The sequence below is a fragment of the Bacillus sp. FSL K6-3431 genome, from assembly GCF_038002605.1.
Classification (GTDB): Bacteria; Bacillota; Bacilli; order Bacillales; family Bacillaceae_C; genus Lederbergia.
Map to the genome: position 1 here is coordinate 5,036,317 of NZ_JBBOCT010000001.1, position 15,611 is coordinate 5,051,927.

The window sequence follows — 15,611 nt, forward strand, 5'->3', positions numbered from 1 at the left end:
GCTAGTCTCTTATATTCATGAATCACTGAATTACCTCACTTTTAATGGAAAATTGCTGTTATCAATTGTCGAAAATGTTATATTGGTAAGGTAGGATTCATCGAACAGGAGGACGAAGTAATGCAGATCGGAATACCAAAAGAGATAAAGAATAATGAAAATCGTGTTGCGATGACCCCTGCTGGAGCAATGACGCTAACGGCAGCAGGCCATGAAGTTTATGTTGAAACTGAAGCCGGACTCGTTTCGGGATTCACTGATAAGGATTATAAAGAAGCGGGCGCGAAAATTGTCAACAGCGCTGACGAAGCTTGGTCATTTGAAATGGTAATGAAGGTAAAGGAACCGGCACGTGAGGAGTATCACTTTTTTCGTGAAGGAATGATTTTATTTACTTACTTACATCTTGCTGCTGAGCCAGAATTGACAAAAGCAATGATTGCTAAAAAAGTTACGGGTGTTGCTTATGAAACAGTTCAACTTGCAAATGGCAGCCTACCTTTATTAACACCAATGAGTGAAGTTGCTGGAAGAATGGCAGTGCAAGTAGGTGCGCAATACCTTGAGAAAAATTATGGTGGACAAGGCATTTTATTATCTGGGGTTCCTGGTGTCCAACGTGGAACAGTTACAATTATTGGCGGTGGAGTTGCAGGGTTAAATGCTGCTAAAATGGCAATCGGTTTTGGGGCGCAAGTGAATATTATCGACTTAAATCCGGGACGTCTACGTCAATTGGATGAGATATTTGGAAATAATGTTAGCACATTGATATCAAATCCATACAATATCGCCGCTGCTGTAAGCAAATCAGATCTTGTAATCGGTACAGTATTGATTCCGGGTGCAAAAGCACCAAAACTAGTTTCAACAGAAATGATTAAGACGATGGAACCTGGTTCAGTGGTAATTGATATTGCAATTGATCAAGGAGGCATTTTTGAAACGTCGGATAGAGTTACAACACATGATGACCCAACATATGTGAAGCATGGAGTAGTTCATTATGCGGTTGCAAATATGCCTGGAGCTGTTCCAAGAACTTCGACATTTGCTTTAACAAATGCAACTGTTCCTTATGCATTGAAAATTGCAAATAAAGGATTAAAGCTAGCTTGTTTACATGATGAGGCATTGTTAAAGGGTATAAACACGCTGAAAGGTCATGTTACTTACCGTGCAGTAGCTGAATCATTAGAACTTCCATATGAAGAAACAAAACAATTATTACAATAATGTAAAAAAAAACGAAAGCACCGATAGCACTGGTACGTCGTGGCTAGACAATAAAAAACAACCATCTAGAAAAAATTTAGATGGTTGTTTTTCTAATAGAGTTTGTTTAAACGATCTGTAGTGATTTGGGGAATTTTGTCAATATCTCTACACCGTTTTCTGTAACAAGTACATCATCTTCAATTCTAACTCCTGCCACTTCTGGTACGTAAATACCAGGTTCAATTGTAAAAACCATTCCAGATTTTATTATCAAATCATTGGTGGCAGTGATGGATGGATACTCATGTACACTGATGCCCATCCCGTGTCCTAAACGATGTGGAAAGTAGTCACCATACCCTGCTTCTTGAATAATCCCCCTTGCTATTAGATCTAAATCAGAAGCTGTGATACCAGACTTTACAGCTTCCACTGCAGCTTCTTCTGCCTGCAATACCGTATTGTAAATTTCTGCTTGTTTATCGGAAATATCGCCATAAGCGATTGTTCTAGTAATATCGGAGCAGTATCCTTCATAGACGACACCAAGATCGAATAAAACGAGATCACCTTTTTTAATTTTCGTGAGACCAGGTGTACCGTGTGGTAATGCAGCATTTGCGCCAGTTAAAACCATCGTATCAAAGGACATACCGGAAACACCCTTTTTCTTTACTTCATATTCGATCGTAGCAATCAAATCAAGTTCGGTTTTTCCAGTAGCGATTTCATTCATACCAACTTGGACAGCGAAATCAGCAAGTTCACATGCTGTTTTTATAAGGGCAATCTCATTGGGATCTTTCATCATTCTGAGTTCATGAAGAATTGCCTCTGCTCGGACGAAAGTTGCATCATTAAAACGATTAGCAAGTTCTTCGTATCTTTCCAAGTTTAAATGTTCTTTTTCAACCGCCCATTTGGTAATTTTAGTGATACGGCGTTTAATCGATTTTTCAACAAGGTCCCAGGTATTGTCTGTATCACTATAGTCCAAAATTTCGTGTTCCCAACCAGAATTCTTAGCATCAAGTGTTTCCATTGCAGGGCAAATGAGGATAGGTTCTTCCGTTTGAAAAACTGCTAGTCCTAATAGTCTTTCGTGTGGTTCACTACGGAATCCTGTTAAGTAAAAAACATTATCAGGTGAAGTGATAAATGCAGCATCAATGTTTTCTTGTTTCATCCAATTAATTAATTTATGCAATCTGTGAGTCATGAGTTCCATCTCCTAAATAATAAATTCACTTATAATCGTATCAGTTTTTATGATAAAAAAAAAGAAAAGCAGGTAAAAATCTAAAGTAGATAGAATTGATATAATAAAGGAAAAATAGCAGAAGGAGTGTTATTTCTAATGAAAGTATCTTATCACGGACATTCGGTTGTTAAAATTGAAACAAATGACAGGCAGATAATCATTGATCCATTCATTACTGGAAATGGGTTAACCGATTTACATGAGGAAAATGAAAATCCAGATGTTATTATTTTAACGCATGGGCATGGTGATCATGTAGGTGATACAGAGTCAATTGCAAGGCGTTCCGGTGCGCTTGTGATTGCACCAAATGAACTGGCAACCTATTTAGAATGGCAAGGATTACGAACACATCCGATGCATATAGGTGGTGCATATGAATTTGATTTTGGCAAAGTGAAATTAACTCCCGCTTTTCATGGCTCAGCAATCTTTACCGAGGAGAAGGAGATCATCTATTTAGGGATGCCTGCTGGTGTATTATTTATGGCGGAAGGGAAGACCGTATATCATGCTGGCGATACTGCACTTTTTTCTGATATGAAGCTGATTGGGGAACGGCATCCGATCGATATTGCTTTTTTACCAATCGGAGATAATTTTACAATGGGGCCGGAAGATGCATCGTTAGCAGCCAAATTTCTCGGAGCAAAGACAGTTGTTCCAATTCATTATAATACATTTCCGCCTATCAAGCAGAATCCGCAAATGTTTATAGATTTGTTAGAAAAAAGTATAAAAGGACAAATAATGAATCCAGGGGAGTCCATCGTGATCTGAGCCCACTGACAAAATACAGAAAAATCATCACTCCTGTGCAAGTCCTAATGGCTAGCTGCATATACTAACAAAAAGCTGTTAGGAGGCCTAATTATGCATAACCGTTATTTGATCTGTTTACTCATGTGTGCCGTCATGCTTTATTTCTTCGTGCCAGAATTACAGCCTGAATTTGCAGGGACGAAAGGAATGTTTTCAATTGTTTGGCTTATATTTGCGTTACTTGTTATAGCTGGTAATTTATCCGCTCTTTTATTTGCACCGAAAAGACAACGCAAAAAGAAGCTACCTACAAATACTGGAATGAAAAAAGAGAATAGAATTCGTGCTCGTTAAGTAGCCAGAAAATTGAAGATAGCGGCTTTTCTCGATATACTAAGAGTATGAGCTCGGTTATGAGAGAAGGGTGAAAAAGCTTGGCGACAAAGCATGAACAAATAATCCGCTATATTGATGGTTTACCTGTTGGTGAAAAAATATCCGTTCGGCAAATTGCCAGAACGTTAAATGTGAGCGATGGTACAGCGTATCGGGCAATTAAAGATGCTGAAAATAAAGGATATGTTAGTACAATCGAACGAGTTGGTACTATTCGAATTGAACGGAAGAAAAAAGAAAATATAGAAAAACTTACATTTGCAGAAATTGTAAATATTATTGATGGTCAAGTTCTTGGTGGTAAGGATGGACTACACAAGACATTAACTAAATTCGTGATCGGTGCAATGACACTGGATGCGATGATGAGGTATACAGGAGCAGGCAACTTACTAATCGTCGGTAACCGAACGAAAGCCCATGAAAATGCATTAAGAGCAGGTGCTGCTGTACTCATTACGGGTGGTTTTGATGCAGAAGAGCATGTAAAACTTTTAGCAGATGAATTGCAGTTACCAATTCTTTCAACCAGCTATGATAGTTTTACAGTGGCGACGATGATCAATCGCGCGATTTATGATCAATTGATCAAAAAAGAAATTATTCTCGTTGAAGATATTCTAACTTCTTCCGATCAAGCAGCGTGTATTAAAATAAAATCAACTGTTGCAGATTGGTATAGCATGAAAAAAGAGACGAATCATAGTCGTTTTCCAGTTCTTGATGATCGTATGAAGGTACAAGGGATGGTGACTGGAAAAGATGTGATTGGACAAGACCATTCCTTATCTATCGAAAAAGTAATGACTAAAAATCCGCTTACTGTAGGAAAAAAGACAAGTGTTGCATCTGTAGCTCATGCGATGATTTGGGAAGGAATTGAAGTGTTGCCTGTAGTAGATGAGCAGCAACGCTTTGAAGGGATTATTAGTAGACAGGATGTGCTCAAAGCTCTACAAATGATCCAACGTCAGCCGCAGGTTGGGGAAACGATTCATGATACGGTGTCAAATCAATTGACATCAAGTCAACAAAGAGGAGAAGGTTCCTTTGCCTTTGAAGTAACTCCACAAATGACAAACCAGCTGGGAACTATATCGTACGGTGTGTTTACAACGATTGTAGCTGAGGCCGCAAACAGAATGTTCCGCCAACAAAAGAAAGGCGAAGTTGCTGTTGAGAGTTTGACAATTTATTTCCTAAAACCAGTACAAATGGATAGTGTTCTGCAAATTCAGCCAAGAATACTAGAATCGGGTAGGAAATTTGGGAAAGTCGATGTAGAAGTATACATCGGAAACGAAATCGTTGGGAAAGCACTTATGATGTGTAGACTTATAGATAGATAAGAGCGCAACTCCGTTATGACTCACATCGTGCGAGCCTAAGTGCACGTTTTAGCTACGTATTAACTGTGCCCACAGGATGTGGGTGCATTCATGGCCTGGTTAGTATTCTATTCTTAATAGTAATAAGCCGCTTTACTTTGAAAGCGGCTTGTGGTCGACATGGCTTATTTTTTCATGTCTTCGGCTTCTTTTATTGCATAAGGGATATGGTAGCGGTATGCTTTGAGCCCTACCCAAGCGCTAAATCCTCCAAGTAGAATAAAAATGCTCGCAACGATATATGTAATTGTTGTGTCATTTAAAAATAGTTGATTAACACCAAACAAAGCTACAAATAATCCAAGAGCCATACTGGACTTTCCGTTTAACATTTTTCTTTCCATTGGACGTTTGCTTCTTACATATTTGATTTTATAATATACATAGAAAGACAATGAAAATACAATTAAAATCACTAGAATTTTCATGTTATATATATCCTCCGTTTCAAAAAAACTAGTTACTCTACTTATTGTAACGTAAAAACGTAGGATTACTACATTAGATAAATGTAAAATAAATGAACTTTATTAAAGAGGATGTTCAAAAAGTCACCAAATGATAAACGGCGAATTTCTTCGTTGCTCGGTTTTTCCGGTTCTTACGTATTAAGAGCATACGCTTCGATCCTCAAAACCTTCCCGCCTCGAACTTCTTGTTTCTAATTTGGCACCTTTTTGAACTCTCACTAAAAAGTAAATAAATAATTATAGAAACCTCGATAATCTTGTAGTATCACTGCAGGTTGAGAAAAGGAGTAAATTATGAAACAAGAAATATTAGAGACGATTAGTCGATTTGATACGATTATTATTCACCGCCATGTTAGACCGGATCCAGATGCTTATGGTTCACAAGGAGGACTTGCTGAAATTTTAAAAGCATCTTATCCTGAGAAAAGTATATATGCAGTTGGTGAACATGACTTCGGTCTCGACTTTTTACGAATCCCCGATGCCATTCCCGATGAATTATATAAGGGAGCACTTGTCATTGTTTGTGATACGGCTAATCAGGAGAGAGTTAGCGATGCCAGATATACCTTGGGCGAAATGACGATAAAGATAGACCATCATCCGAATGAAGATCCGTACGGTGATATTTTATGGGTAGATACAACCGTTTCCTCTACGAGTGAAATGATTTATGAGTTCTATTTGTTCGGAAAAGATCAGGGGCTTAAAATGAGTGATGAAGCAGCTCGGCTTCTTTTTGCTGGAATAGTTGGTGATACTGGACGTTTTCTTTATCCAAGCACATCACAACGTACATTTGAATTTGCAGGTGAATTAATTCGCTATTCTTTCGATCGTACAGAGCTTTTTAACCATATGTATGAACTTGAGCCAAATGTGATTAAGTTGCAAGGATATGTGTTGGAAAACTTTAAAATGAATGAGGATGGTGCAGCAATTATAGCTCTCACAAAAGAAATATTAGCTGAATGTGACGCTACACCCTCGGAAGCTTCTATACTAGTAAGTTCCCTTGGAAATATCAAGGGCATAAAAGCTTGGTGCTTTTTCATTGAAGAGGAAGATCAAATTCGAGTACGTCTACGCTCGAAAGGTCCAATAATTAACACCATTGCGATGAAACATGGCGGGGGTGGCCATCCACTTGCTGCAGGTGCATCCGTACATACATGGGAAGAGGCGATGCTTGTAAAAAGGGATGTTGAGGAAGTATGTAAGTGAACTCGTTTCAGCAAGCTGGAACATCGTGGGTTTAGGTGGGGATTATACCCACCATTGGTAAATCCTACCTTCGCTTCGAGGTGGGAGTCCTAACCCCTAAAGAAAGATCGGGATAGACACTAGTCGATGGCCCGCATATCGAAGTTGGGACAACGTGGAGCGTCTTAGCCATTTTCCATTTAATGTTTGGCTATAGCGCCTATCGCTAGCAGACTTCAGGGGTTCTCCCTATGATTGGTCAACATCAATTAGCCTTGCATGTCTAGCTCAAGTCGTAGAAGACATAAGTCAATCTATAAAGAAGGTAAAGCCCCTTCTTACAGTTTTGTTCTTATGCTTGTCGCTCCGCCTACTGCTTTTCTATTAAGCAAGTTTTATTTCTACTTCTATGCTAATGGTTGTGTAGTAATGAATTTCTTTTACAATGAGCTTATAGCGTTTTCCGTTGATAGGCATCGTCTTGTTTTCAATTGTTTTTTTGATAATGTCTTTGTTTTTATAAACTGAATCTACATCTTTGGCGAGTAGGGATTGTAAATCTTCTTTTACAGCCTCTTCGATATCAACGATACTTTGTTTATCGTTGATATTGTATTTTTCAAAATGAGTTAGTTTGACCTGGATATCTTGAATGGTAAGCAATTCTGCATTTTGTTCATTCAAATCCTGATAATCATCCTGCCATATTTTGATCTTCGCTTGCTGGTCAATAATGAGTTTAGCTTGCCTGTCCATAATGATGCTGTTTTTTTCCTGCAACGTCCCGAACATGAATAAAAAAATAATCCAACTTATGCAGCCTCCAACCGCAGCGCCAGCAAAGAAGCGTTGCCAAGTTGGCTTTCGGTAAAGAGGAGGGATTCTCATGATATATGTTCCAGTGTCAGCCAATCAATAATTAGTGCAGCTGTTTTGGCGCCACCCATTGCAGATAAAATGATTAAAAATTGTTTGAATATATCTTTTGTGCCCCCATCCAAGAATCCTCTTTCAAAACTGTAGACCGTATCAAAGGTTCCGCCAATCGCTGCAATAATGGCCCATATTCTAACCTTGCTAGCTATTTTTGAGATTTCCGTCAAAAGCGGCTCACCGGTTATAAAAGCCGCAAGACCCCCAATTAAGGAACCTCCTAGCATCACTCCGAAAGCTATAAAGAAGCTATTAAAAAAAGTTGGAAAAAAAGCTTCATTCATATTTACCATCTCCAATAATCAAGATATCTCTAATTTATATATATGGGACAAAGCTCAAATGTATGTAAGCGAACGTATGTATTTTCCTTTTCCAAGATCATAGTCCATAATAAAAAGAAAAGCGGAAGTTCTTAAATAATATAAATGAAAGGGGTGGGGTGTGTGACTTTTGTCCATTTGCAAATATCTACTGCATTTAGTTTATTATCGAGCACCATCTCTATTCCAAAGTTGGTGGAACAGGCGAAAAAATTAAATTACACCGCATTGTCCATTACAGATCGAAATACATTATATGGCGTGCTGCCATTTTATCAAGCATGTACGAAGGCAAAAATTAAGCCTATTATTGGAATGAGCGCTGATGTGGAGTCAGATAATGAAGGATTATGTCATCCAATCATTTTACTGGCGAAAAATAATGAAGGGTATAAAAACTTACTGAAAATTTCCAGCGCAATTAAAACACATCCAAAAGAAATGATCTCCTTGAAGTGGCTACGTGCATACAGCAGTGGCTTGATCGCTATGACACCGGGACTTCGAGGGGAGATTGAACAGTTCTTTTTACAAGATAAAAAGGAAGACGCAATACAAACTGCATTAAAATATAAAGAGATATTCGGAGAATCATTCTATCTTTCCTTGCAAAATCAAGGCATCGTCACGAATGTAAATGTAATAGCACAAATGAGAGAAATCTCTGAAGAACTAAACATTCCTTTAGCTGCTACAAATGATGTTCGTTATTTGGAGAAAGCAGATGCTTTTGCTTATGAATGTTTGACGGCAATCAGGGATGGAGAAAAACTTGCTGACAAAGACCAAATAGAATCTGTTCCACCCGAATTTTATTTAAAAAGTCAGGAAGAAATGTCTGTACTGTTTACTGATATACCAGAGGCTTTGTCGAATACCGTGGAAATTGTGGAAAGATGTAATGTAATGGTGGAAACTCATCAACAGCTTTTGCCGAAATACCCGCTCCCAAGTGGAGAATTATCTGTTGATACGTTGAAGAGATTATGTCTGACAGAAATAGAAAAACGATGTCCCACGGACGACAAACGTTATCTTGAACGATTACATTTCGAATTAGACGTTATTAATAAAATGGGTTTTAATGATTACTTTTTGATTGTTTGGGACTTTATGAAGTACGCAAGAGAGCAGGAGATTTTAACAGGGCCAGGACGTGGTTCGGCTGCGGGATCACTTGTTGCATATGTTCTTGGAATAACAGACGTCGATCCAATTGCCTATCATCTGTTATTCGAACGTTTTTTAAATCCAGAACGAATATCGATGCCGGATATTGATATTGATTTTCCAGATCATCGACGTGATGAAGTAATTGAATACGTGGTTAAAAAGTATGGAAAAGATAAAGTTGCGCAAATCATTACTTTTGGAACATTAGCCGCAAAAGCAGCAATGCGTGATACTGCACGTGTTTTTGGGTTTAATACAAAAGAAATGGAACAGATTTCGAAACTGATTCCTACAAAGCTTGGGATTACTTTAGCACAAGCATATAAAGAGTCTCCTGGATTACGTGAGTTTATTGCTACATCTGATCATAATAAGAAATTATATGAAACAGCTTTGAAACTTGAAGGCTTACCGCGTCATACATCTACACATGCCGCAGGGGTTGTCATGTCTGAGCAACCACTTGTTAGTCTTATCCCACTCCAAGGTGGGCATGCCGGCAGCTATTTGACACAATTTCCGATGGAGGATCTGGAGGAAATCGGACTGCTGAAAATGGACTTTCTAGGGCTTCGAAATTTAACATTGCTGGAACGGATCGTAAAAAGTATTCAAATTAGCACTGGGAAGAAATTGAATATAAAAGGAATTCCTCTTGCTGACGAAAAAACGTTTGAACTACTAAGAAGTGGTGAAACGACAGGTGTATTTCAACTTGAATCTGAAGGGATGAGGAAGGTACTTCAAGAATTAAAGCCGACTGAATTCGAAGATATAGTGGCTGTAAATGCATTATATAGGCCAGGTCCTATGGAAAATATCCCTGATTATATTGCAAGAAAGCACGGTGTAAAGCCTGTATTATTTCCACATCCTGATCTACGATCGATTTTGGAGGTAACATATGGTGTCATTGTGTATCAGGAACAAATCATGCAAATTGCTGCGAAGATGGCAGGTTATTCTCTAGGTGAAGCCGATTTATTACGTAAAGCAGTTAGTAAGAAAAGTAAAGAAGTGCTCGACCGTGAGCGTGAGCATTTTGTTACAGGAGCATTAAAAACAGGTTATGAAGAAAGCAAAGCGAATGAAACCTATGATTTAATTGTCCGATTCGCAAATTACGGATTTAATCGTAGTCATTCAGTTGCATACAGCATGATTGCTTGGCAGCTTGCATATTTAAAAGCAAATTACCCAGAACATTTTATGGCAGCATTGCTGACATCCGTTATTGGCAATGAAGATAAAATAGCGACCTATATGGCGGAAGCGAAGCAAATGGGATTGCTCATCCTCCCGCCATCCATAAACAGTAGTCATTACCCATTTAAGGTAGAAAAGGATGGAATACGTTACAGTCTTGCGGCTATAAAAGGGATTGGCGCTACTGCATTAAAAGAAATCATTCAGGTAAGAAAAACAAAATCATTTCAAGATTTATTTGGATTTTGTTTACGGGTTTCGCAAAAAGTGATCAATCGAAAAAATCTAGAGGCATTAGTGCATTCCGGCTGTTTTGATGAATTTGGAAAGGATAGGGCGGTCCTGTTGGCAACTTTAGATGTTGCTTTAGAGCATGCTGAATTGATGAAACCCTCTGAAACGGGTACAGATTTATTTGCAGAGGAAGAAATGTTTCAATTAAAACCTAGATATGTAGAGGTGGAAGCAATAGGTCTTGCAGATAAGTTGTTTTATGAAAAACAAGCGACAGGTGTCTATATTTCAGCACACCCTGTAAGTGCTTATGAAGATTATTTTCACAACCACGGCTGTCAGTCCCTGCATGTATTAAAGCCAAACCAAAGAAATGTATCAGCTGGTGTTTATATTACGTATGTAAAAACAATTAGAACAAAAAAAGGTGATGTGATGGCTTTTATACGTATGAGTGATGCGTCAGATGAAATAGAGGGAGTTGTGTTTCCTGATGTTTATCGTCGGCATAGTTCTATATGTAAAATCGGAGAAACGCTCCTAATCACGGGGAATATTGAAACTAGGGAAGAAAAGAGACAATTTCTCATACAAAAAATGCAAAAACCAGAAAAGAAAATATCGTCCTTAACGTTATTTTTGAAGATACCAAAGGAGTTACACCAGCCAGACAAACTAAATAAACTTCACGATTTATTAAAAGTTCATAGTGGAACGACCGCAGTTGTGCTTCATTACGAAGCAACGAAGCAAACTATTAGACTCTCGAGTGATTGGGTAAACCCATCTGAAATTTGCATAGATGATTTACGTAAACTTCTTGGTGCCGACTGTGTTATCTTAAAATAACTTTTTCAAACGGAACGATATATGATATATTATTTTAGAAGCTTACGTGGCCAGACCACTAACGAATACAAGAATAACTTAGCGGGTAAATGAAGGAGTGAATCTCTTTGACATTACGTGAGGAAGCATTGCATATGCATAAATTGCATAAAGGTAAGTTGGAGTCGAAATCAAAAATTGAAGTAAAAAATGCGAAAGATCTCAGCCTTGCTTATTCACCCGGTGTAGCAGAACCTTGTAAAGTTATTTATGAAAAACCTGAAACTGTATATGATTACACTATGAAAGGCAATATGGTCGCAATTGTTTCTGACGGAACAGCTGTTCTAGGATTGGGCAATATTGGTCCGGAAGCAGCCTTGCCTGTCATGGAAGGAAAAGCTGTTCTTTTTAAAAGCTTTGCTGGCGTAGATGCTTTTCCGATCTGTTTGAATACTACAGAAGTAGATAAAATAGTCGAGACGGTTAAATTACTTGAACCGACATTTGGAGGCGTGAATCTAGAAGATATCGCTGCCCCAAATTGCTTTGTTATTGAAGAACGCTTGAAAAAAGAAACGAATATTCCTGTTTTTCATGATGATCAACATGGAACCGCAATTGTGACAGTAGCTGGTCTTGTTAATGCATTAAAAATCACTAACCGAAATATGCAGGAAATAAAAGTTGTCATAAATGGTGCAGGTGCTGCAGGAATTGCTATTATAAAACTGCTCTATAGTTACGGTGTTAGGGATATTATTATGTGTGATTCAAAAGGTGCCATATACGAAGGACGCCCTAAAGGCATGAATGATGTGAAAGCTAAGGTTGCCCAATTTACGAATAGCAATAAGTTAGCAGGAAATCTATCAGATGTTATTCAAGGAGCAGATGTTTTTATTGGCGTTTCAGTAGCGGGTGCACTTACAAAAGCCATGGTTCAATCTATGAGTGTAGATCCAATTATTTTTGCGATGGCTAACCCGGAACCGGAAATACTACCGGCTGATGCGCTAGAGGCTGGAGCGAAAGTCATAGGCACAGGAAGATCAGACTATCCTAACCAAGTTAATAATGTCCTTGCCTTTCCAGGGATTTTTAGAGGAGCGCTAGATGTCCGTGCCACACATATCAATGAAAAGATGAAGCAAGCGGCAGTTGCAGCAATTGCTGGATTGATTACGGATGAGGAATTAGCCGCCGATTATGTTATTCCAGGCCCATTTGATCCACGGGTTGCACCCAATGTTGCAGCCGCTGTAGCAAAAACTGCAATGGAAACTGGAGTAGCAAGAATAAAAGTGGATCCTGAGGAAGTGCGGGAAAGGACTAAGCGGCTCGCTGTAATCGGAAAAGGCGAGTGATATTAGTATGGAAGAAAAACCAGAAAAGTCAAAGGTTTATTTGGCGATTGTTAAAGAAATCAGGCAAATTATATTAGAAGGAAAACTAGGACCAGGTGATAAAATACCTTCTGAAAGAGAGTTATCTGAACAGTTGAATGTAGGTCGTTCCTCCGTTAGGGAAGCTTTGAGGGCTTTAGAGCTATTGGGCTTGATTGAGACGCGACGAGGGGAAGGAACATTTTTACTTGATTTTAGAAACCATCATTTGTTGAAATGGTTAGGTATGTTCATATTGCAAGACCCGCAAATAAAGCAAGATGTTTTGAATACAAAGTTGATTCTGGAAAAAGATATCATAAGAAATCTTTGCGTTCATGTGGATAAAAATGATTTAACAAGATTTCAGGACCAACAATTAGTTGAACCTATATCGTTTGAAAAAGTATTAGATCTTTCGGAGAACCGTCTTTTATTTCGAATTTGGGAAATAGTGAAGAATTATTCAACAGAAGTGAAACAAGTGCATTCAGAAGATCAAATTGGCTTTATATCCGAATTACTCACTGCATTAATTGCAGGTGATGAGGTACAGGCATTATCTGTTTATAAACAATATCAAGAATTAATATAAATATTACAGTTAGGGGGGGAAAACTTGCTTAAGGATCTATTTTCTAAACCGAAAACGAAAAAAAGGAAGTATGCAGCAATACCATCTGATGCTGCGAAGCAAGATGTTCCCGAAGGGATTATGACCAAGTGTGCAGGATGCAAGAAAATAATGTATACAAAGGATTTACAAAAAAACCTAAAAGTTTGTTTGCAATGCGGTTATCATCATCCAATGACTGCGCTTGAAAGGGTAGACAGTTTGTTTGATGAAGGAACATTTCAAGCTTTTGAGGAAGGCATTACCTCTGAAAACCCATTAGGTTTTCCCGGATACTTAGAAAAACTGGAAGCTGACCGCAAAAAAACAAAGATGGACGAGGCCGTACTGACAGGGGCAGGAACCATAAAAGGGATACAAGTTGTTACGGCAATTATGGATTCTCATTTTCGAATGGGGAGTATGGGGTCTGTTGTTGGTGAAAAAATTGCACGAGCAATTGAAAAAGCGGGAGAACAACACGTTCCGTTTATTATTTTTACTGCCTCTGGGGGCGCACGGATGCAAGAAGGTGTGTTATCTTTAATGCAAATGGCGAAAACAAGCGCTGGTTTAAAGATGTTTAGCGACCAAGGTGGATTAATCATATCTGTGATGACTCACCCAACTACTGGTGGTGTTTCGGCTAGCTTTGCATCCCTCGGAGATTTCAACTTTGCTGAACCGAAAGCTTTGATTGGATTTGCTGGACGTCGGGTGATCGAGCAAACGATTCGTGAAGACTTACCAGATGATTTTCAAACGGCTGAATTTTTATTAAGTCATGGCCAACTAGATGCTGTTATCCATCGACTGGAAATGAAAGAAAAATTAGCAACGGTGCTTGAAATCCATCAGCAAGAAGGAGAAGTAGCATGGTAAATGGACTTGAATTTGAAAAACCGGTTTTAGATTTGCGAAATAAAATCCAAGAATTACGTGAGTTTACAAAGGATTCCGATGTTGATTTATCAGAAGAAATTGATCGCCTGGAATCAAGACTTGAAAAGTTAGAAAAAGATGTATATGAAAATATGTCTGCATGGGATCGGGTTCAAGTTGCTCGACATGCGAATAGACCGACGACGCTTGATTATATTAAGGAATTATTTACTGATTTTATAGAGCTACACGGTGATAGATTATTTGGTGATGACGAAGCTATTGTTGGTGGTATCGCAAGGTATAAAGGATTACCCATCACAGTTATTGGCCATCAAAGAGGTAGAGATACGAAGGAAAATATTCGCCGTAATTTTGGAATGCCACACCCGGAAGGATATCGAAAAGCATTACGACTTATGAAACAAGCAGAAAAATTTAAAAGACCGATTATATGTTTTATTGATACAAAAGGTGCATATCCTGGTAAGGCCGCGGAAGAACGTGGTCAAAGTGAAGCAATAGCAAGAAATCTTTTTGAAATGGCTGGGCTTAAGGTTCCAATTATTTGTATCGTTACTGGAGAAGGTGGTAGTGGTGGTGCACTTGCGCTAGGGGTGGGTGACCGGATGTACATGCTGGAGAACTCTACTTATTCTGTTATCACACCTGAAGGCGCAGCAACGATCTTATGGAAAGATGCGACACTAGCGAAACAAGCCGCAGAGGCAATGAAAATAACTGCACCGGATTTAAAGGAACTAGGAATAATTGATGAAATAATTCCGGAAATTAAAGGTGGGGCACATAAAAGTGTTGAAAGCCAAGCGAAAAACATTGATCTCGTATTGCAAAAGTCATTAAAGCAATTATTACCAATTGCAACAGATAAGTTAATAATGGATCGCTATTTGAAGTATAAAAAGATGGGGAAATTTACGGAGCAGAAAGAATATGAAAATAGTCATTCCTAAGGCATTACCCATATTCGGGTGATGCCTGCACTCGTTGGTAAGTGTTATCTTTCTTGTTTTGATATACATATGATCACTATTGATGCTACCTATGCCCTTGGTAATCCTGGCGCCTTTTGTTTTTAGTTAGTGGTTTCTACTTAGAATCTAGTACAGGCACAATATGATTCCATAGGTCTAAGAGAAATTCAAGTGCAATTCACCAGGTAATTGATAATTCAGAAATGTGTTTTTTTTGTTCAATATTTGAGAAGATAGCGATTAAATGGTATTTTTAATGTACCTATAGTCGCCAAAGTGTGAGGAACGGCACTGGGTTTTATATTATAATATCAATCAAAACAGCTGGGGTGAAAAGA

General features: G+C 38.5%; 14 protein-coding genes. 10 read left to right on the plus strand and 4 right to left on the minus strand.

The genetic code is table 11. The features are described from left to right. The first annotated feature begins 120 nt into the window (after positions 1-120). Positions 121-1,236 carry an alanine dehydrogenase gene (gene ald, locus MHB53_RS24010; RefSeq protein ID WP_340923389.1) on the plus strand — a complete coding sequence of 372 codons (1,116 nt, stop codon included), beginning with the start codon at positions 121-123 and terminating at the stop codon, positions 1,234-1,236. A 106-nt stretch (positions 1,237-1,342) separates the two neighbouring features. Here the strand turns inward: ald and MHB53_RS24015 are convergent, their stop codons facing one another. Then, the gene (locus MHB53_RS24015) at positions 1,343-2,437 is read right to left on the minus strand and encodes a M24 family metallopeptidase (RefSeq protein ID WP_340923391.1); all 1,095 of its coding nucleotides are present in this window, start codon (positions 2,435-2,437) and stop codon (positions 1,343-1,345) included. Positions 2,438-2,575: 138 nt separating this feature from the next. Here MHB53_RS24015 and MHB53_RS24020 point away from each other — a divergent pair, with 138 nt between their 5' ends. The 3 genes from MHB53_RS24020 (at position 2,576) to MHB53_RS24030 (ending at position 4,986) form a co-directional block, all read left to right on the plus strand. Further along, positions 2,576-3,259 carry a metal-dependent hydrolase gene (locus MHB53_RS24020; RefSeq protein ID WP_340923393.1) on the plus strand — a complete coding sequence of 228 codons (684 nt, stop codon included), beginning with the start codon at positions 2,576-2,578 and terminating at the stop codon, positions 3,257-3,259. 93 nt (positions 3,260-3,352) lie between these two features. Then, a complete protein-coding gene (locus tag MHB53_RS24025; RefSeq protein ID WP_340923396.1) occupies positions 3,353-3,595 on the plus strand; it encodes a hypothetical protein in 243 nt (80 codons plus the stop codon). A gap of 80 nt (positions 3,596-3,675) precedes the next feature. Beyond that, positions 3,676-4,986 carry a CBS domain-containing protein gene (locus tag MHB53_RS24030; RefSeq protein ID WP_340923398.1) on the plus strand — a complete coding sequence of 437 codons (1,311 nt, stop codon included), beginning with the start codon at positions 3,676-3,678 and terminating at the stop codon, positions 4,984-4,986. 164 nt (positions 4,987-5,150) lie between these two features. On the opposite strand, the gene MHB53_RS24035 is transcribed toward MHB53_RS24030, so the two are convergent. Beyond that, positions 5,151-5,453: a YtpI family protein gene (locus MHB53_RS24035; RefSeq protein ID WP_340923402.1), complete on the minus strand. Its 303-nt coding sequence runs from the start codon at positions 5,451-5,453 to the stop codon at positions 5,151-5,153. A gap of 336 nt (positions 5,454-5,789) precedes the next feature. Here MHB53_RS24035 and MHB53_RS24040 point away from each other — a divergent pair, with 336 nt between their 5' ends. Next, positions 5,790-6,722 (plus strand): DHH family phosphoesterase, encoded by a 933-nt coding sequence (locus MHB53_RS24040; protein ID WP_340923405.1) that lies wholly within the window; start codon positions 5,790-5,792, stop codon positions 6,720-6,722. Between the two features lie 363 nt (positions 6,723-7,085). Here MHB53_RS24040 and ytrI read toward each other — a convergent pair whose 3' ends face one another. Beyond that, positions 7,086-7,589: a sporulation membrane protein YtrI gene (ytrI, locus tag MHB53_RS24045; RefSeq protein ID WP_340923407.1), complete on the minus strand. Its 504-nt coding sequence runs from the start codon at positions 7,587-7,589 to the stop codon at positions 7,086-7,088. Then, positions 7,586-7,918 carry a YtrH family sporulation protein gene (locus MHB53_RS24050; RefSeq protein WP_340923408.1) on the minus strand — a complete coding sequence of 111 codons (333 nt, stop codon included), beginning with the start codon at positions 7,916-7,918 and terminating at the stop codon, positions 7,586-7,588. The genes ytrI and MHB53_RS24050 overlap by 4 nt, the downstream gene beginning before the upstream one ends. 162 nt (positions 7,919-8,080) lie before the next feature. On the opposite strand from MHB53_RS24050, the gene dnaE reads away from it, so the two are divergent. The 5 genes from dnaE to accA all read left to right on the plus strand — a co-directional run bounded on the left by dnaE (position 8,081) and on the right by accA (position 15,252). Next, complete coding sequence (dnaE, locus tag MHB53_RS24055; protein ID WP_340923410.1) at positions 8,081-11,419, plus strand: DNA polymerase III subunit alpha; 3,339 nt, start codon at positions 8,081-8,083, stop codon at positions 11,417-11,419. 107 nt (positions 11,420-11,526) lie between these two features. Continuing rightward, entirely contained in the window at positions 11,527-12,765 is a 1,239-nt protein-coding gene (locus tag MHB53_RS24060; RefSeq protein ID WP_340923413.1) for an NAD(P)-dependent malic enzyme, read from the plus strand. A gap of 7 nt (positions 12,766-12,772) precedes the next feature. Then, positions 12,773-13,378, plus strand: coding sequence for a FadR/GntR family transcriptional regulator (locus tag MHB53_RS24065; protein WP_340923415.1), 606 nt, complete (start codon positions 12,773-12,775; stop codon positions 13,376-13,378). A gap of 24 nt (positions 13,379-13,402) precedes the next feature. Next, positions 13,403-14,278 (plus strand): acetyl-CoA carboxylase, carboxyltransferase subunit beta, encoded by an 876-nt coding sequence (gene accD / locus MHB53_RS24070; protein WP_340923417.1) that lies wholly within the window; start codon positions 13,403-13,405, stop codon positions 14,276-14,278. After that, positions 14,272-15,252, plus strand: coding sequence for an acetyl-CoA carboxylase carboxyl transferase subunit alpha (accA, locus tag MHB53_RS24075; RefSeq protein WP_340923420.1), 981 nt, complete (start codon positions 14,272-14,274; stop codon positions 15,250-15,252). The genes accD and accA overlap by 7 nt, the downstream gene beginning before the upstream one ends. The last annotated feature ends 359 nt before the right edge of the window (positions 15,253-15,611 follow it).